Genomic DNA, 17,450 nt, shown 5'->3' on the forward strand with positions numbered 1-17,450 from the left:
AAACGCTACCCGGTGTGCGCCGCCGGGGCGGTGCCATCATGGGCGCATGGCCTCCGTTCCGCTGTCTGCACCTCTCTCGACCGCCGACCTCGCGGCGCAGGGTCGCGACCGCCGCCGCGCGACGCCGCGCCGCTCGATCGCGAACCTCGTGACGACGGGTCGGGATCCCCTGTCGATCCTCGACGCGCAGAACGCGTCGCGCGTGGCCGAGCTCGTGCCGCTGCGCACCGAGCGGATGTCGGCGAGCCCGTTCACGTTCTATCGGGGAACCGCCGCACTCATGGCCGCCGACCTGGCGGCGGGGCCCTCCAGCGGCATCCTCGTCGCATCGTGCGGCGACGCGCACGTGTCCAACTTCGGCTTCTACGCATCGCCGCAGCGGACGCTGGTGTTCGACCTGAACGACTTCGACGAGGCCGCATGGGCGCCGTGGGAATGGGATGTGAAGCGGCTCGTCGCGAGCATCGTGATCGCCGCCCAGGCGAGCGGGCGCGACGGCGCGGTGACGCGCACCGCGGCCGAAGGGGCGGTGCACCAGTACGCGCACGCGCTGCGTGAGAGCCGCGCGTCGTCGCCGGTGGGCCGGTACTACCAGCACTTCGATGCGGCCGGCGGGCTCGGTGACGGCAGCTCGTCGGCGCGTCGCGTGCTGCGCGACGCGATCGCCGACGCCGAGGAGAGGACGTCCGAGCGCGCGACGCGCAAGCTCACCACGCGCGGCGAGGACGGCCTGCGGCGATTCGTGGAGCAGCCCCCGACGATGACGCACATCGACGACGCGGCGACGCGCGAGATCACGGGGGCGCTCGAGAAGTATCTTCTGACGACGCGCTCGGACATCCGGCTTCTGCTCCGCCACTACGTCGCCTCCGACACCGTGCGACGGGTGGTGGGGGTCGGAAGCGTCGGGACCCGCTGCTACGTGAGCGTCCTCGTCGACGGTGACGGTCACGCGCTCCTCATGCAGACGAAGGAGGCGGGCCGCAGCGTCCTCATCGAGTACGGGGGCTGCGCCCAGCCGTCGGAGATCGACGAACTCATCGCGAACGAAGGGGAGGGAGGTCGTGTGGTGGCGCTGCAACGCATTCTGCAGGGAGTGTCCGACCCGTTCCTCGGCCACTTCCGCGGGCCCGCTCACGACTACTACGTGCGGCAGTTCCGCGACATGAAGGGCGGGATCGATGCCGAAGCCCTCGACGACGCGTCGTTCGTCCTGTACGCGCGCGCCTGCGCCGCGGTTCTCGCCCGCGCGCACGCCCAATCCCCGACGGCGTCGCTCGTGGCGGGGTACATCGGCAACGCGCGTGTGATCACGCAGGCCCTCCTCGACTGGGCGTACGCCTACGCGGAGGTGTCCCGCGCCGACTACGAGGCCTTCCTCGCGGCGAGGGCGTAGATCTCGCTACTGTCCGGATCCGAGGTGCGGATGCCAGAGCACGAGGTCCGTCTCGCGGCGCACACGCGTGCCCTGACGGAGCGTGACGACCGAGCCGGATGCCGCGGCCGCGAACACCCGGGAGCGCCGGTCGGCCTCGACCTGCAGGCGGCCCTCGAGCTCGCGCACCTGGCGGCGGAGCCCCCGCACCGTGTTCTCCAGCTCGATGACGCGCGCGATCGCCGCGAGGCTCATGCCCTCGGCTGACAGCGCCGCGACCTCGCGCAGCTGCTGCACGTGCCGCAGGGAGTAGCGCCGCGAGCCGCCCTGCGTGCGGGCCGGCACGACGAGACCGAGTCGGTCGTACTGACGCAGCGTCTGCGGGTGCATGCCGGCGAGCTCGGCGGCGACCGCGATCGCGAAGATCGGGGCCTCCTCGTCCGGGTCCTCGTAGGGTTCTCGCTCGGCCATGATCACTCTCGTGCCTTGCTGAGCAGGTCGGCCCGCGGGTTCTCCTTCGGCTCGAGCTCCTGGAAGCGCTCCAGCGCCTCTCGCGCCTTGTCATCGAGGTGCGAAGGCACCGCCACCTGCACTTCGGCCAGGAGGTCGCCCGTCCCCTTCGAGGTCGACACGCCGCGCCCCTTGACGCGCAGTACGCGCCCCGACGGAGTGCCGGGCGCGACGCGGAGCTTCACGGAATCGCCGCCGAGCGTCGGCACCTCGATCGTCGCGCCGAGCGCCGCCTCGGTGAAGGTCACGGGGACCGTCACGCGAAGGTTCAGCCCGTCACGCGTGAACACCGGATGCGGGCGCACCGTGACCTGCACGACGATGTCGCCCGACTCGCCGCCGTCCGGCGACGGACGGCCGCGGCCGCGCAGACGGATCTTCTGGCCGTCGGCGACCCCCGCGGGGATCTTGACCTTGAACGGCTTTCCGTCCTCCCCTGCGAGGGTGATCGTCTCGCCCTTGACCGCGGTCTGGAAGTCGAGCGTCGTCCGCGCCGTGACGTCGGCACCCTTGTGGGGGCCGCCGTAGCCGCGGAATCCGCCCGAGGACTGGCCGAACCGTCCTGATCCGAAGCCGCCGCCGGAGGCCTGGCCGAACATCGAGAACAGGTCGTCGAAGTCCGCCTGCTGGTACGAGCCGCCGCGCGACTGACCGAACCGGCTGAAGACGTCCTCGAACCCGCCCGCCCCGCCGGCGCCCGGCGCCTGGAAGCGCGCACCACCCGCACCCATCGCGCGGATCTGGTCGTACTCCTCACGCTGATCCTTGTCGGAGAGGATCGCGTACGCCTCGCTGATCTCCTTGAACTTCGCCTCGGCGGCGGGGTCTCCCTGCGTCGAGTCGGGGTGGTACTTGCGGGCGAGCTTGCGATAGGTCTTCTTCAGATCGGCCTCGGAGACGTCCTTCGAGACGCCGAGGACCTTGTAGAAGTCCTTGTCGAACCAGTCTTGACTGGCCATGGACACCCCCTCCGGTCAGTCGGCCGAACCGGCGACGACGACCTTCGCCGGTCGCAGCTCGATGGTGCCGAGACGGTAGCCGACCTCGACGACGTCGAGGATCGTGCCGTCCTCCACGCCGCCGGGGTTGGGGGCGTAGAAGATCGCCTCGTGCTGTTGCGGGTCGAACACCTCGCCCGCGACGCCGTACGTCTCGACGCCCAGACGCGAGACGATGCCGCGGAGCTTCTCGGCGATCACCGCGAGGGGCGACCCCTCGGCGAGGTCACCGTGCTTCTCGGCGCGATCGAGATCGTCGAGGACGGGCAGGAGGCCCTTGGCGACCGATCCCTTCGCACGGGCGATCTCCACCTCGCGCTGCTCCTCGGTGCGCCGGCGGTAGTTGGCGTACTCCGCCTGCAGGCGCTTGAGGTCGAGGAGCAGGTCCTTGTCCTCGTCGGATGCCTCGGCGACGGCCGCCTCGTCGGACTGCGCCGTGTCGAGGATGTCGTCGACCGTCAGCTCGTCGTCGGTGGTCTCGTCTCCCTGCGACTGGGGGTCGGATGCCGCGGCATCCGACCCCTCATCGCCGGGGACTTCGTCGATCGGCTCTTCGAAGTCCTTCGTCATGTCTCGGCTCTCTTACTTCTTCTCGTCCTCGTCGTCGACGACCTCGGCGTCGATGACGTCCTCTTCGGGGTTGGGCGTCTCGCCGTCGCCGGGCTGACCGACGTTCGGGTCGGCCGGCTCACCGGCCGCCTGCGACGCGGCGTAGATCGCCTCGCCCAGCTGCGACTGCGAGGCGTTCAGCTTGTCGAAGGCCGTCTTCACGGCAGCCTCGTCATCCCCGGCGAGCGCGGTCTTCAGCGCGTCGACGTCGGCCTGGACGGAGTCCTTGACCTCGGTGGGGAGCTTGTCCTCGTTGTCCTTGATGAGCTTCTCGATCGAGTACGAGAGGGTCTCGGCCTGGTTGCGGACCTCGGCCGACTCGCGGCGCTGCTTGTCCTCGGCGGCGTGCTCCTCGGCCTCGCGCACCATGCGGTCGATGTCCTCCTTGGGGAGGCTCGAGCCGCCGGTGATCGTCATCGACTGCTCCTTGCCCGTGCCCTTGTCCTTCGCGGACACGTGCACGATGCCGTTGGCGTCGATGTCGAAGGTGACCTCGACCTGCGGGATGCCCCGGGGCGCCGGCGCGATGCCGGTGAGCTCGAACGTTCCGAGCGGCTTGTTGTCGCGGGTGAACTCGCGCTCGCCCTGGAAGACCTGGATGGCGACCGACGGCTGGTTGTCGTCGGCGGTCGTGAAGGTCTCGCTGCGCTTGGTCGGGATGGCCGTGTTGCGCTCGATGAGCTTCGTCATGATGCCGCCCTTGGTCTCGATGCCGAGGGAGAGCGGGGTGACGTCGATCAGGAGCACGTCCTTGCGCTCGCCCTTGAGGACACCGGCCTGCAGGGCCGCGCCGACGGCGACGACCTCGTCCGGGTTCACGCCCTTGTTGGGCTCCTTGCCGGTCTCGCTCTTGACGAGCTCGGAGACCGCGGGCATGCGGGTCGAGCCGCCGACGAGGACGACGTGGTCGATGTCGTCGACCTTGATGCCGGCCTCGCGGATGACATCGGCGAAGGGCTTGCGCGTGCGGTCGAGGAGGTCCTTGGTGAGGTCCTCGAACTTGGCGCGCGTGAGCGTCTCCGACAGCGACACGGGTCCGTTCTCGGTGAGCGAGAGGTAGGGCAGGTTGATCGAGGTGCTCGTCGAAGACGACAGCTCCTTCTTCGCCTGCTCCGCGGCCTCCTTGAGGCGCTGGAGGGCGATCTTGTCGCCCGAGACGTCGACGCCCGTCGTGTCCTTGAACTGCTTGATCAGGTACTCGACGACGCGCTGGTCCCAGTCATCGCCGCCGAGGCGGTTGTCGCCGGCGGTGGCGCGCACCTGGATGGTCGAGAAGTCGTCGTCCTTGCCCACTTCGAGCAGGGACACGTCGAACGTTCCACCACCGAGGTCGAAGACGAGGATGAGCTCGTCCTCCTTGCCCTTGTCGAGGCCGTACGCGAGCGCGGCAGCGGTGGGCTCGTTGATGATGCGGAGGACGTTGAGGCCCGCGATCTCGCCGGCCTCCTTCGTGGCCTGACGCTCGGCGTCGTTGAAGTACGCGGGGACCGTGATGACGGCATCCGTCACGGAGTCGCCGAGATACTGCTCCGCGTCGCGCTTGAGCTTCTGCAGGATGCGCGCCGAGATCTCCTGCGGCGTGTACTGCTTGCCGTCGATCGGCTGCGTCTTCCAGTCGGTGCCCATGTGGCGCTTGACCGACGTGATCGTCCGGTCGACGTTGGTGACGGCCTGGCGCTTGGCGGGCTCTCCGACCAGCACCTCGCCGTCCTTGGTGAATGCGACGACCGAGGGGGTCGTGCGGAATCCTTCGGCGTTGGCGATGACGTTCGGCTCGCCGCCTTCGAGGACGGAGACGACCGAGTTCGTCGTTCCGAGGTCGATGCCCACTGCACGTGCCATGTGTTTCTCCTTGCTCTGAGCGTGTCGCTCTGGGTTGTGCGATCGGCGCCCCTCCCCGGGCGCCGGTCCTTCTGAAGCCTTCTCGCAAAGTTGAGTCACTAAAGCTCAACTTCGCGATGTCTCCACATTACCGGGGCCGCCGCAGCCCTGTCAAGTGAACTTGATATGACAAGTATCAAGTCTTATGGTGACGTCGCAGAGTGTCGTTCAGCTGTCGCTGAGTGCCGTTCAGCTCTCGAGGGCGACCGCGATCCGCCGCGCCGCCGCGTGCAGCGCGGGGACGGCGCGCGCGATGAGGTCGTCGGTCATCCGCGGCAGCGGCCCCGACACCGAGACCGCGTACGACGGCGCGCTCGACCCCGGAATCGGCACCGCCACGCAGCGCACGCCGATCTCCTGCTCCTGCTCGTCGAGGCAGTAGCCGCGCTCGCGCGTCTGTGCGACGGCATCCGTGAGCGCCGTGCGGTCCGTGATCGTGTGGGTCGTGCGTGCGGGGAGGGATGCCTGGGCGATCAGCCGCGCCGCGCGTTCCGGGTCGAGGGTCGAGAGCATCGCCTTGCCGACGCCGGTGCAGTGCAGGTCGACGCGCCGGCCCACCTCGGTGAACATGCGCATCGAGTGCCGAGACGGCACCTGAGCGACGTACTCGGCCTGCGCGCCGACGAGCATCGCGAGGTTCGCACTCTCGCCGAGGTCGTCGACGAGGCCTTCGAGAACGGGCCGGACGGCGGCCCCGAGGGCCGGGGTCGCTGCCCCACCCAGCCGCACGAGCCGCACGCCGAGGGCGTAGCCGGCGCGGTCGGGGAGGCGCCGCACGACACCGAGCTCGACGAGCGTGGCGAGGAGGCGATGCGTCGTCGACTCGGCGAGCCCGGCGGCGGCGGCGATCGTGGCGAGTCCGGCGGACCCTCCGGCATCCGCGATCGCGTCGAGCACCGCGAAGGTGCGCGCGACCGACTGGACGGAGCCGGAGCGAGCGGAGGCCGCGTCGGGGTTGCGTTCGGGTTCGGGTTCGGAAGGTGCGGAGGATACCGGTATGCTCATAGCACTTCCATTATATAGGACTTGTCTTCCGCAATGCGGAATTCTGACGAGCGAAGAGGAGCACCTCGTGACCATGACCGACAGCACCACGCGCACCGAGCGGGCGGGCCTCTCCGTCGACGACCGGCTTCTCGACTACATCGAGAACGACGTGCTCCCCGCGGCGGGCCTCTCCGCCGACGCCTTCTGGCGGTCGCTGGCCGCGACCGTCGCCGAACTCGGCCCGCGCGGCGCGGCCCTCCTCGCCGAGCGCGACCGTCTGCAGGCGCAGCTCGACCAGTGGTACCGCGCGAACCCCGGCGTGCCGACCGATCTCGAAACCCACCTCGAAACCCACAAGGCGTTCCTGGGCGAGATCGGCTACCTGCAGCCGGAGCCGGAGCCGTTCCAGATCTCGACGGAGGACGTCGATGTCGAGATCGCCCACCTCGCCGGCCCGCAGCTGGTCGTCCCGGTGACGAACGCCCGCTTTGCCCTCAACGCCGCCAACGCGCGCTGGGGCTCGCTCTACGACGCCGTCTACGGCTCCGACCTCATCGCCGACGGGGGCGAGACCGCGAAGGGTGCCGGCTACAACCCCGCCCGCGGCGCGGTCGTCGTCGCGATGGGCCGCGAGCTCCTCGACATGGCGGCGCCGCTCACCGCCGGCTCCCACGCCCAGGCGACCTCCTACGCCGTCTCGCCCGAGGGCGCGCTCGTGGTGTCGCTCGAGGACGGCACGACCGCGGGCCTCGTCGACGCGGCCGCGTTCGCCGGATACACGGGAGATGCGGCATCCCCGGCATCCGTGCTCTTCGTCCATCACGGGCTGCACCTCGACGTGCTGATCGACCCGTCGAGCCCCGTCGGCGCGCTCGACGCGGCGGGCGTTGCGGACATCGTTCTCGAAGCGGCCGTGACGACGATCATGGACCTCGAGGACTCCGTGTCGGCGGTCGACGCCGAAGACAAGGTCCAGGGCTACTCGGTCTGGCAGGGGCTTCTCTCGGGCGAGCTCACCGTCACGTTCCAGAAGGGCGGCCGCCCCTTCACCCGCTCGATGAACGCCGACCGCACCTACACGGCGCCGGACGGCTCCACGCTCACGTTGCACGGCCGTTCGTTGATGCTCGTGCGGAACGTCGGCATCCACATGTACACCGACGCGGTGCGGGATGCCGCCGGCGACGAGATCCCCGAGGGCTTCCTCGACGCGTTCGTCACGGCCGCCGCCGCGATCCCGAACCTCCGTCAGGAGACGACGCTCGCCAACACGCGCACGGGGTCGCTGTACATCGTCAAGCCCAAGCAGCACGGGCCTGCCGAGGTCGCGTTCACCGTCGAGCTGTTCGGCCGCGTCGAGAACGCGCTCGGCCTCGCGCCCCGCACCCTCAAGATCGGCATCATGGACGAGGAGCGGCGCACCTCGCTGAACCTCGACGCCGCGATCGCCGCGGCATCCGATCGGGTCGTGTTCATCAACACGGGGTTCCTCGATCGCACCGGCGACGAGATCCACACCTCGATGGAAGCCGGCGCGTTCCGCCGCAAGGGCGAGCTCAAGGGCCAGCCGAACATGGTGGCGTACGAGAACGCGAACGTCGACGCGGGGCTCGCGCACGGCCTGCCCGGGCGCGCGCAGATCGGCAAGGGCATGTGGGCGATGCCCGACCTCATGAAGGACATGTACGAGACGAAGTCCGCGCAGCTGCGCGCCGGCGCGACGACCGCGTGGGTGCCGTCGCCGACCGCCGCGACGATCCACGCGGTGCACTACCACCAGGTCGACGTCGCAGCCGTGCAGGCGGAGCTGCGCTCGCGCCCGCGCGCCGACATCGACGAGATCCTGCGCGTACCCCTCGACCCCACCGCATCGTGGAGTGCCGAGGAGATCGCGACGGAGCTCGACAACAACGTCCAGTCGATCCTCGGCTACGTCGTGCGGTGGGTCGACCAGGGCGTCGGCTGCTCGAAGGTCCCCGACCTCGAAGACGTCGGCCTCATGGAGGACCGCGCGACCCTGCGCATCTCGAGCCAGCTGCTCGCGAACTGGCTGCGCCACGACGTCATCACGCGTGCGCAGGTCGACGAGGCGCTCGCGCGCATCTCTCCGATCGTCGACCGGCAGAACGCGGGGGATGCCTCCTACCGCCCGCTCGTGGCGGACGACGGCACCGAGTCGCTGTCGTTCCAGGCCGCGCGCGATCTGATCGTCGACGGCGCCGACCAGCCGAACGGCTACACGGAGTTCATCCTGCACCGCTATCGCCGCGCGCAGAAGAACGCCGACCGGGCGTAGCGCGCTCGCGCGCGGTCACGGGGGTCGCTGAGGTCACGGGGTCGCGGAGGTCACGGGGTCGCGGAGGTCACGGGGGTCGCTGAGGTCACGGAGCCAGGAGATATCACCGAGACAGGACCGAAACACCGCATACGGTCCTGTCTCGGTGATAATTCCTGTCTCGGTGACGCGGCGAGCGTGGCCGGCGCCGCGCGTCAGTCGTCGTAGCGGCGGCGCGGGCGGTCGTCGCGGTCGCGACGGTCGGAGCTCTTGTCGAAGCGCTTCTCGGGGCGCTTCGCGGAGCGCTGGAACCGGTCGGGCTTGATCTCGATGAGCCGGCCCGAGATGCGGGTGTTCTCCAGGCGCGCGAGGGTGTCGCGGGGCAGGTCGGCGGGCAGCTCGACGAGCGAGAAATCGGGGCGGATCTGGATCGCGCCGAAGTCCTCGCGCCGCAGGCCCCCCTCGTTCGCGAGGGCGCCGACGATCTGGCGCGGCTCGACCTTGTGCCGGCGTCCCACCTCGATGCGGTAGGTCGCCGTGGGGCCGCCCCGGCGTTCGCGGCGCGGACGGTCGCCGTCACGGTCCCCGCGGCTGCGGTCGTCGCGATCCCCGCGGCTGCGGTCGTCGCGATCCCCGCGGCTCCGGTCGTCGCGGTCGAAGCGCTCGCGGCGCGGCGGCACGTCGGCCTCGGCATCCAGCAGCAGCGGCGTCTCGCCCTGTGCGACGACGGCGAGCGCGGCGGCCACGTCGGCCTCGGGCACGTCGTGATGCGTGACGTAGTGGTTGATGATGTCGCGGAAGCGGTCGATGCGCTCGGTCTCGGCGAGTGCGGCGGTGATCGCGTCGTCGAAGCGGGTGAGGCGCGTGGCGTTGACGGCATCCACGCTCGGGAGCGACATCTCGGTGAGCGGCTGGCGGGTCGCCTTCTCGATCGAGGCGAGCATGCGGCGCTCGCGCGGCGTGACGAAGCTGATCGCGTCGCCGGTGCGGCCGGCGCGGCCCGTGCGGCCGATACGGTGCACGTACGACTCGGTGTCGATCGGCAGGTCGAAGTTCACGACGTGGCTGATGCGCTCCACATCGAGTCCGCGTGCGGCGACGTCGGTCGCGACGAGGATGTCGAGCTTGCCGTCCTTGAGCTGGTTCACGGTGCGCTCGCGCTGCGCCTGGGCGATGTCGCCGTTGATCGCGGCGGCGGTGTAGCCGCGGGCGCGGAGCTTCTCGGCGAGGGTCTCGGTCTCGTTCTTCGTGCGGGTGAAGACGATCATCCCCTCAAAGGGCTCCACCTCGAGGATGCGGGTGAGGGCGTCGACCTTCTGGGGGTATGAGACGACGAGGTAGCGCTGCGTGATGTTCGCGGAGGTCGTCGTCTTCGCCTTGACGTTGATCTCCTCGGGGTCCTTCAGGTAGGTGCCCGCGAGGCGGCGGATCTGCGCCGGCATCGTCGCCGAGAAGAGCGCGACCTGCTTCGTGTCGGGGGTATCCGCGAGGATCGTCTCGACGTCTTCGGCGAAGCCCATCTTGAGCATCTCGTCGGCTTCGTCGAGGACCAGGTACTGGAGTTCGGAGAGGTCGAGTGTTCCCTTGTCGAGGTGATCCATGATGCGCCCGGGCGTGCCCACGATGATGTGCACGCCGCGGCGGAGGGCCGAGAGCTGCTGGCCGTACCCCTGGCCGCCGTAGACGGGCAGCACGTGCACGCCGCGCAGGTGCCCGGCGTACGACTCGAACGCCTCGCAGACCTGCAGGGCGAGCTCGCGCGTGGGGGCGAGGACGAGCGCCTGCGGCGTCTTCTGCGACAGGTCGAGGCGGGAGAGGATCGGCAGCGCGAACGCGGCGGTCTTCCCGGTGCCGGTCTGCGCCGTGCCGAGCACGTCGCGCCCGTCGAGGAGCGGCGGGATCGTCGCGGCCTGGATCGCGGAGGGTGTCTCGTACCCGACGTCCTTCAGCGCCTTCAGTACCGCCGGGGCGAGGCCGAGGTCGGCGAAGCCGGGGGCGGTGGGGGGCTCGGCGGCGGGCTCGGCGGGGGAGGATGCCGCGGCATCCGCGTGACGGCCCGGGACGTCAGGGGCGTCATCCCGGGTGGCGGTGTCCTCGGGCGCGGTGTCTGCGGTCATCTCTCAACGGTACCGGTCGGCCGCTGGGAGAACAGCGGTCGCCGGCATCGCTCCCCGCACCCTCACACCCTGGCCGCCGCACGCTCACGGCGCCGACGCTGACGCGCCGACGTCCACCGCGTGAACCCCTTCCCGTCGGGGATACGGGCGAGAATCGGCCCGGCGATCATCGTGATCAGCACGTATGCGGCGGCGAGGGCGGCGAGCGACCGGTCGATCCCCGCCCCGACCGCGAGCCCGGCGATCACGATCGAGAACTCCCCGCGCGGTGTCAGCGCGAAGCCCGCGCGCCAGCGCCCCGCCTCGGCGATGCCCGCGCCGCGCGCCGCCAGATACCCCGTGAGGATCTTCGTCGCGATCGTGATGGCGGCGAGCACCGCCGCCGGAAGGAGCATCGGCACGAGGTCGGCGGGATCGGTCGAGAGCCCGAAGTAGAGGAAGAAGATGGCGGCGAACAGGTCCCTCAGCGGCGTCAGCAGCCGCTCCGCCTCGACCGCCGTGCGGCCCTGGATGGCGATGCCGACGAGGAACGCGCCGACCGCCGCCGACACCTTCACCTCCGACGCGAGGCCGGCCACGAGCACGGTGACCCCGAGGACGGCGAGGAGCAGCGCCTCGGCATCCTTCGTCCAGAGCAGCCGAGAGAAGCGTTTGCCGTGCCGGAGCGCGAGATAGAGGATGACGACGACGGATGCCAGGGCCACCACGACGGTGATCGCCGCGGGGCCGAGATCCATGCCGACGAGCAGCGCCGTGAGGATCGGCAGGTAGAACGCCATCGCGAGGTCTTCGATGACGAGAATCGACAGGACGGTCGGCGTCTCGCGGTTGGCGAGGCGGCCGAGTTCGTGCAGGAGCTTCGCGACGACCCCCGACGACGAGACCCACGTGATGCCCGCGAGGACCATGGCCCCGACCGGTCCCCACCCGAGCAGGAGCGCGAGCACGGCCCCGGGCACCGCGTTCAGCGCCATGTCGAGGGCGCCGGCGCCGGCGGAGGTGCGGAGGTTTCCGACGAGCTCGCGCGGGCTGTACTCGAGGCCCAGCATGAGAAGGAGGAGGATGACCCCGATCTCGGCGCCGACGGCGATGAAGCCCTCCGCGTGATCCACCGGGATGAGGCCGCCCTCGCCCAGGGCGAGCCCGCCGACGAGGATGAACGGGATCGACGACACCCCGAGGCGGTGCGCGAGCCGCGCACACAGGGCGATGCCGAGCAGGAGCGCACCGATCTCGATGAGGTCGAGTGCGCCGTGGTCCATCGGGAGCCCGGCCCTCAGTCGCCCGAGATGATGCGCACGAGGCGATCGAGGCCCTCGCGCGTGCCGACCGCGACGAGCGCGTCGCCGACGTCCAGCCGGTCGGACGGAGAGGGCGCGGGGGTCACCGCCGACTCGCTCACGATCGCGACGACGGAGCACCGGGTCAGGGTGCGCGCGCGGGTGTCGCCGAGGGTCTTGCCGACGTAGGGCGAATCGGCGCGCACGGGGATCAGTTCCATCGCGAGCCCCGCCACCTTCTCCTGCAGCCCGGCGAGCTGCGTGAGGATGAGCGACCCGCCGAGCACCTCGGCGATCGCGGCCGCCTCGTCGTCGGTCAGCTCGACGGTCTCGTCGGTGCGGTCGGGGTCGTCGGGGTCGGAGAGCGCAAGCTCGCGCCCGCCGTCGCGGAAGTTGACGACCGACACGCGCCGGCCCTCCGAGGTGAGGACATCGTGGCGCACTCCGATGCCGGGAAGTTCGGCGCGTTCGACATGGACGGGCATGCCCCCATGATGGCACCGGCCTTGCCGCCGCGGCGGCGCCCGACCGGAGAAAACCCCGATGCCGGGGTACTCTGACCCGAGGTCCGCGCCGACGCGGCACCGACTGTGCACCACACGCTGGGAGACCCCAGCTGTTCACCAAAGGGCCCTAGCGTGACGAACATGTCCCTCCCCGACCAGCCCGCGCCCGACGCCGTCGCCGCCGGGACAGCCACAGGAGCCGTGAACACGGAGCCCGTTCCCCGCAGACGTGTCGTCTCCTGGGCGTTCTGGGACTGGGCGACCCAGCCGTACAACTCGGTCATCCTGACCTTCGTCTGGGTGTCGCTCTACCTCGTCTCCGACTCGTTCCTTCCCGCCGACGTCGCCGCACAGAACGCCGACGGCGACCTCGTCTGCTCCCGGGCGGCGGATGCCGCGACGGAGTACTGCCGGGGGCTGTCCGACCTCTCGGAGTGGTACGGGTGGGTGACGTTCGCCGCCGGCATCCTCGTGCTGCTCCTCGCGCCCGTCCTCGGGCAGCGCGCCGACGCGCAGGGCTCGAAGAAGCGCTGGGTGCTGGGCGGCACGGCGGTTCTCGCCCTCGTGCAGTTCGCGCTCTTCTTCGTCTACGCCGAGCCGCAGTACTTCTGGTTCGGCGCGGCGCTCACCGCCCTCGGATCGGTCGCGAGCGAGATCGCGGGCGTCAGCTACAACGCGATGCTGCTGGACGTCTCGACGCCGAAGACCATCGGCCGCGTGAGCGGCCTGGGATGGGGGCTCGGGTACATCGGCGGCATCCTCGCCCTCGTCATCGTCGTCGCACTCACGGCCGCGGATTGGTTCGGCCTCGACGTCTCGGGCGGCCTCGCCTACCGGCTGATCGCGGTGGGCGCGGCCGTCTGGACGATCGTGTTCGCGCTGCCGTTCGTCTTCAACGTGCCGGAGTCGCCCGCCCGGCCCGGGCGCCCGCGCGTCGGATTCTTCGCGAGCTACCGCGTGCTCGTCCACGACATCGCGGCGCTGTATCGCGACCACCGCCCGACTTTCTGGTTCCTCATCTCCAGCGCCGTCTACCGCGACGGCCTCGCGGGCGTCTTCGCGTTCGGCGGCGTGCTCGCGGCGGTGTCGTTCGGCTTCACGCCGACCGAGGTCATGATCTTCGGCATCGCGCTGAACCTCGTCGCCGGCGTCTCGACGATCATCGCGGGGCGTCTGGACGACCGCTTCGGCGCGCGCGCCGTGATCGTCTCGGCGCTCGTCATCCTCGTCGCGAGCGCGCTGTTCGTCTTCTTCCTGCGCGAGGACGGCAAACTCGTCTTCTGGATCGGCGGCATCGTGCTCTCGGCCGCGGTCGGGCCCGCCCAGGCATCCAGCCGGTCACTCCTCGCCCGCGTCGCGCCGAACGACATGCAGGGCGAGGTGTTCGGCCTCTACGCCACGACCGGGCGCGTGATGAGCTTCCTCTCGCCGCTGCTGTGGTCGCTGTTCATCGGCTGGTTCGGCGCGACGCACTACGGCATCCTCGGAATCGCGCTGATCCTCGTGCTGGGGCTCGTCCTGCTCCTGTTCGTGCGGCTGCCGAAGCACGAGCGGGTGCGCTGACACGCGACACCCGCCACCCGGCCACCCGCCACCCGGCGCCCGGCGCCCGGCTCAGTCGCGTTTGCGCGGCGTCCGCCACAGCGTCGGCAACCGCACACCGCGTTCGTTGCCGCTCTCGACGTCGAGGCCGTAGTGCTCACCCACGTAGTCGACCAGCTGCGCGCGCTCGGCCTTGTCGTACACGCGCCGCTCGCGCTGGAACGCGATGACCGTCGACCAGCACATCAGGAGCATCACGACGCTGAACGGCAGCGCGATCGTGATCGCCGCGGTCTGCAGGGCCGTCAGGCCTCCGGCGAGCAGCAGCGCCACGGCGAGCACAGCGGTCACGAGCGTGAAGAACACGCGGATCCAGCGGCGCGGCTCGACGTCGCCGCCGGTCGCGATCATGCCCATCACGAGGGCTCCCGAGTCGGCGGAGGTGATGAAGAAGATGCCGATGAGGAGGATCGCACCGATGATCAGCACCTGCGAGGCGGGCAGCTGCGCGAGCAGCTGGAAGAGGGCGCCCTGCAGGTCGACCGATCCGTCGGCGGCGAGCATCGACCCCGGCTCGCGCACCTCCTGCTGGAGGGAGGTGCCGCCGAGCACGGCGAACCACAGGATGCCCGATGAGGGTCGGCACGATGAGAACGCCCATGACGAACTGGCGGACCGTGCGGCCCTTGCTGACACGCGCGATGAAGACGCCGACGAAGGGCGCCCACGAGATCCACCAGCCCCAGTAGAACGACGTCCAGGCGCCCTGCCACACCTCGCCCGCCTCGCCCTGGAAGGCGCTGACGGTGAAGCTCAGCCCGACGAAGTTCTGCAGATAGGCGCCGATCGACTGCACCCATTCGCGGAGGATATAGGTCGTGTCGGCGGCGAACAGGACGAACACGAGCAGCGCGGCGGCGAGCAGCAGGTTGAAGCTCGACAGCCACTTCATCCCCGTCCGACGCCGGAGAGCACCGATGCCAGCACGAACGCGGTGATGACCGCGATGATGGCGATCTGCATGACGGTGTCGGGCCGGCCCCAGCCCGCGCTGGAAAGCCCGGAGCTGATCTGCAGGACGCCGAGGCCGAGCGAGGTCGCGACGCCGAAGACGGTGCCGACGAGGGCGAGCGTGTCGATGACGTTGCCCCACGTGCCGCGCACGCGCTTGCCGAGGAGGGGCTCGAGCGCCCAGCGGATCGAGACCGGACGACGCCGCCGGTGGATCGCGTACGCGAGGGCGACCCCGATGACGACATAGATGGCCCACGCGTGGATGCCCCAGTGCAGGTAGGTCTGCACGAGCGCGCTCTGCGCGAGCTGCGCTTCGGTGCCCGTCACACCCGGGCGCGGCGTGACGAAGTGCGACAGCGGCTCGCTGACGCCGTAGAACACGAGGCCGAAGCCCATGCCCGCGGCGAACAGCAGCGAGAACCATGCGCCGAGCGAGAACTCGGGCTCGTCGTCGTCCTTGCCGAGCGTGATGTCCCCCAACGCCCGAAGCCGAGCACGAGCGCGAACGCCACGAAGAACGCCGCGATCAGCACGTAGTACCAGCTGAAGGTGCGGATGATCGTCGTCTGCACCGCGGTGAACGTCTCCTCGGCGACCGTGGGGAAGAAGATCGCGAACGACGCGACGGCGACGATGATGACGGCGGCCGGCCAGAACACCCAACGGGCGAGGGGGCGGGGGGCGCGAGGGTCTGCGGCCGGGGTCGGAGTGCTCTCGGTCATCGTCCCAGGATAGGCGGGCTGATCGGGAGGTTCCGGCTCGGCGACCGCGTCAATCGTGGCCCGGCCAGGCATCGGCGAGCTTGGCGAGAAGCCGGACGAGCTCGGCGCGCTCGGCGGGAGTGAAGCCCGAAAGCGCCTGGGCGAGGTGCTCGCGGCGCTGCCCGCGGAAGCCCCGGGCGACCTTCGCGCCGTCGTCGGTCAGGGCGATCCGGGTGCGCCGGGCGTCGTCGGGGTCGGCCTCGCGGCGCACGAGCCCGAGGTCGACCGCCTGCTGGACGAGGCGCGACGCGCGGGGCTGATCGACGCCGATGGCCTGTCCCAGCTCGCTGACGGAGAGGGGGTGGGATGCCGCGGCCAGCGCTTCGAGCAGCCGCATGCGCGCGGGTCCGCCGACGCGCGTGCCTGCGCCCGCGCCCGCGGTGCGAGGTTCGCCGTCGCCGCCCGCACCGGAGCGCGCGGCGCGCGGGTCGCCTCCGTCGCCGTCGAGCCACGCATGACCGGGATGCCGGTGGGGGCCGCCCCGGCCGCGCGGTCCGAATCCGCCGTGGCCGCCGTGGCCACCGTGGCCGCCGGGACCGCCGAACCCGCCGGGGCCGCCGAAACCGCCGGGGCGGCGGCCGCGGAGCCGTGCGAGCGCCGCGGCGATCGCGTCGAGGTCGCTGGCGCTGAGAGCGTCGGCGGAGGCGGAAGCCAGGTCGGCGGGGTCCGGGGCGTCGGCGTCCGGAGCATCGGTGGGGGAAGGCATCCTTCAAATTTACATGCGAGTTGACATGCTTTTGCTTTTCATGTCATACTGCATGTACATGTCATACGACATGCACCGCGTCCGATCTGAAGGGCGCCCCCGATGAAAGGACTTCTCATGGAGAACATCACAGCTACTCCCCCCACCACCCCGCGTCCGTTCGGCTTCTGGCTGCGCGCGACCGATCGGCTGATCGCCCGCGAGTTCGAGCGCGCCTTCGAGAGCGAGGGGGCGACGCGCCGCGACTGGCGGATGCTGAACCTCCTCGCCGACGACACGATCGCGCCCGAGGTCGCCGCCCGACTGCAGCGCCGCGGCGGCGGCAAGATCCGCGCGCTCATCGAGCGCGGCTGGGTCACCGAGGTCGACGGCGCCTGGACGCTGACCGACGAGGGACGCGCCGCGCACGCTCGGCTGAGCGAGGCCGCCGGCGGCGTCCGCGCGAAGGTCGCCGCCGCCGTGTCGCCCGAGGACTTCGCGATCACCGTCGCGAGCCTCGAGGCGATCGCCCGCGAGCTCGGCTGGGACCCGGCGGAACGCCTGCCCCGCTCCGGCCGTCGCGGCCCCCGCGGCCTCGGCCACCGTCACGGCGCCGCCCACCGGCACGGCTTCGGCCCGCGGCATGACTTCAGCCCCCGGCACGACTGCGGGCCCCGTCACCGCGAGGGCTTCGGCCCCCGCGTCCACGCGGACGAGTGCTACGGCCGCGCGGCCGACCGCCACGCTCACGGCCGCGGCGGCCACAGCCACGACCATCACACCGCGGAGCGCGCGTTCGAGCGCGGCTTCCAGGCGGGCTTCAGCCGTGGTGCCGAGGCGCACCGCTCCTGACCGGCGACCCACCACGCCCTGGTGGGCGGTCGCGAGAAGACCCTGACCGCGCCCGCTG

Annotated in this window: 13 protein-coding genes and 1 pseudogene; 4 read left to right on the forward strand and 10 right to left on the reverse strand. The window is 70.7% G+C overall.

The genetic code is table 11. The annotated features are described in order from the left end of the window. The first annotated feature begins 46 nt into the window (after positions 1–46). Positions 47–1,396 (forward strand): DUF2252 domain-containing protein, encoded by a 1,350-nt coding sequence (locus tag ACRVYW_RS11470; RefSeq protein WP_431804710.1) that lies wholly within the window; start codon positions 47–49, stop codon positions 1,394–1,396. A 6-nt stretch (positions 1,397–1,402) separates the two neighbouring features. Here ACRVYW_RS11470 and ACRVYW_RS11475 read toward each other — a convergent pair whose 3' ends face one another. From ACRVYW_RS11475 to ACRVYW_RS11495, 5 genes are all read right to left on the reverse strand, one after another. Continuing rightward, positions 1,403–1,846: a heat shock protein transcriptional repressor HspR gene (locus tag ACRVYW_RS11475; RefSeq protein WP_431804711.1), complete on the reverse strand. Its 444-nt coding sequence runs from the start codon at positions 1,844–1,846 to the stop codon at positions 1,403–1,405. Positions 1,847–1,848: 2 nt separating this feature from the next. Then, on the reverse strand, positions 1,849–2,844 hold the full coding sequence (locus ACRVYW_RS11480) for a DnaJ C-terminal domain-containing protein (protein ID WP_431804713.1): 996 nt from the start codon (positions 2,842–2,844) through the stop codon (positions 1,849–1,851). Between the two features lie 15 nt (positions 2,845–2,859). After that, positions 2,860–3,453, reverse strand: a complete 594-nt coding sequence (locus ACRVYW_RS11485) for a nucleotide exchange factor GrpE (protein WP_431804715.1) — start codon at positions 3,451–3,453, stop codon at positions 2,860–2,862. A gap of 12 nt (positions 3,454–3,465) precedes the next feature. Continuing rightward, positions 3,466–5,334: a molecular chaperone DnaK gene (dnaK, locus tag ACRVYW_RS11490; RefSeq protein WP_431804717.1), complete on the reverse strand. Its 1,869-nt coding sequence runs from the start codon at positions 5,332–5,334 to the stop codon at positions 3,466–3,468. 228 nt (positions 5,335–5,562) lie between these two features. After that, complete coding sequence (locus tag ACRVYW_RS11495; RefSeq protein WP_431804719.1) at positions 5,563–6,378, reverse strand: IclR family transcriptional regulator; 816 nt, start codon at positions 6,376–6,378, stop codon at positions 5,563–5,565. 73 nt (positions 6,379–6,451) lie between these two features. On the opposite strand from ACRVYW_RS11495, the gene ACRVYW_RS11500 reads away from it, so the two are divergent. Further along, complete coding sequence (locus ACRVYW_RS11500; protein ID WP_431804741.1) at positions 6,452–8,656, forward strand: malate synthase G; 2,205 nt, start codon at positions 6,452–6,454, stop codon at positions 8,654–8,656. Between the two features lie 194 nt (positions 8,657–8,850). Here the strand turns inward: ACRVYW_RS11500 and ACRVYW_RS11505 are convergent, their stop codons facing one another. From ACRVYW_RS11505 to ACRVYW_RS11515, 3 genes are all read right to left on the reverse strand, one after another. Further along, on the reverse strand, positions 8,851–10,752 hold the full coding sequence (locus ACRVYW_RS11505) for a DEAD/DEAH box helicase (RefSeq protein ID WP_431804721.1): 1,902 nt from the start codon (positions 10,750–10,752) through the stop codon (positions 8,851–8,853). A gap of 62 nt (positions 10,753–10,814) precedes the next feature. Then, a complete protein-coding gene (locus ACRVYW_RS11510; RefSeq protein WP_431804723.1) occupies positions 10,815–12,014 on the reverse strand; it encodes a cation:proton antiporter in 1,200 nt (399 codons plus the stop codon). A 14-nt stretch (positions 12,015–12,028) separates the two neighbouring features. After that, the gene (locus ACRVYW_RS11515) at positions 12,029–12,517 is read right to left on the reverse strand and encodes a cation:proton antiporter regulatory subunit (protein ID WP_431804724.1); all 489 of its coding nucleotides are present in this window, start codon (positions 12,515–12,517) and stop codon (positions 12,029–12,031) included. Positions 12,518–12,679: 162 nt separating this feature from the next. On the opposite strand from ACRVYW_RS11515, the gene ACRVYW_RS11520 reads away from it, so the two are divergent. Beyond that, on the forward strand, positions 12,680–14,101 hold the full coding sequence (locus ACRVYW_RS11520) for an MFS transporter (protein WP_431804726.1): 1,422 nt from the start codon (positions 12,680–12,682) through the stop codon (positions 14,099–14,101). A 51-nt stretch (positions 14,102–14,152) separates the two neighbouring features. Here ACRVYW_RS11520 and ACRVYW_RS11525 read toward each other — a convergent pair. Further along, positions 14,153–15,816: pseudogene (locus ACRVYW_RS11525) on the reverse strand (BCCT family transporter). A gap of 49 nt (positions 15,817–15,865) precedes the next feature. After that, on the reverse strand, positions 15,866–16,561 hold the full coding sequence (locus ACRVYW_RS11530; RefSeq protein ID WP_431804728.1) for a MarR family winged helix-turn-helix transcriptional regulator: 696 nt from the start codon (positions 16,559–16,561) through the stop codon (positions 15,866–15,868). Positions 16,562–16,663: 102 nt separating this feature from the next. On the opposite strand from ACRVYW_RS11530, the gene ACRVYW_RS11535 reads away from it, so the two are divergent. Then, the gene (locus ACRVYW_RS11535; protein ID WP_431804730.1) at positions 16,664–17,392 is read left to right on the forward strand and encodes a MarR family winged helix-turn-helix transcriptional regulator; all 729 of its coding nucleotides are present in this window, start codon (positions 16,664–16,666) and stop codon (positions 17,390–17,392) included. Positions 17,393–17,450 lie beyond the last annotated feature (58 nt).

This window comes from Microbacterium sp. bgisy203 (assembly GCF_965345155.1).
Lineage (GTDB): Bacteria > Actinomycetota > Actinomycetes > Actinomycetales > Microbacteriaceae > Microbacterium.

Bases quoted from the DNA above. Each gene is read 5' to 3' on its own strand.
- ACRVYW_RS11470 (WP_431804710.1), top strand. From the start codon at position 47: ATGGCCTCCGTTCCGCTGTCTGCACCTCTCTCGACCGCCGACCTCGCG.
- ACRVYW_RS11475 (WP_431804711.1), bottom strand. From the start codon at position 1,846: ATGGCCGAGCGAGAACCCTACGAGGACCCGGACGAGGAGGCCCCGATC.
- ACRVYW_RS11480 (WP_431804713.1), bottom strand. From the start codon at position 2,844: ATGGCCAGTCAAGACTGGTTCGACAAGGACTTCTACAAGGTCCTCGGC.
- ACRVYW_RS11485 (WP_431804715.1), bottom strand. From the start codon at position 3,453: ATGACGAAGGACTTCGAAGAGCCGATCGACGAAGTCCCCGGCGATGAG.
- dnaK (WP_431804717.1), bottom strand. From the start codon at position 5,334: ATGGCACGTGCAGTGGGCATCGACCTCGGAACGACGAACTCGGTCGTC.
- ACRVYW_RS11495 (WP_431804719.1), bottom strand. From the start codon at position 6,378: ATGAGCATACCGGTATCCTCCGCACCTTCCGAACCCGAACCCGAACGC.
- ACRVYW_RS11500 (WP_431804741.1), top strand. From the start codon at position 6,452: ATGACCGACAGCACCACGCGCACCGAGCGGGCGGGCCTCTCCGTCGAC.
- ACRVYW_RS11505 (WP_431804721.1), bottom strand. From the start codon at position 10,752: ATGACCGCAGACACCGCGCCCGAGGACACCGCCACCCGGGATGACGCC.
- ACRVYW_RS11510 (WP_431804723.1), bottom strand. From the start codon at position 12,014: ATGGACCACGGCGCACTCGACCTCATCGAGATCGGTGCGCTCCTGCTC.
- ACRVYW_RS11515 (WP_431804724.1), bottom strand. From the start codon at position 12,517: ATGCCCGTCCATGTCGAACGCGCCGAACTTCCCGGCATCGGAGTGCGC.
- ACRVYW_RS11520 (WP_431804726.1), top strand. From the start codon at position 12,680: ATGTCCCTCCCCGACCAGCCCGCGCCCGACGCCGTCGCCGCCGGGACA.
- ACRVYW_RS11530 (WP_431804728.1), bottom strand. From the start codon at position 16,561: ATGCCTTCCCCCACCGATGCTCCGGACGCCGACGCCCCGGACCCCGCC.
- ACRVYW_RS11535 (WP_431804730.1), top strand. From the start codon at position 16,664: ATGAAAGGACTTCTCATGGAGAACATCACAGCTACTCCCCCCACCACC.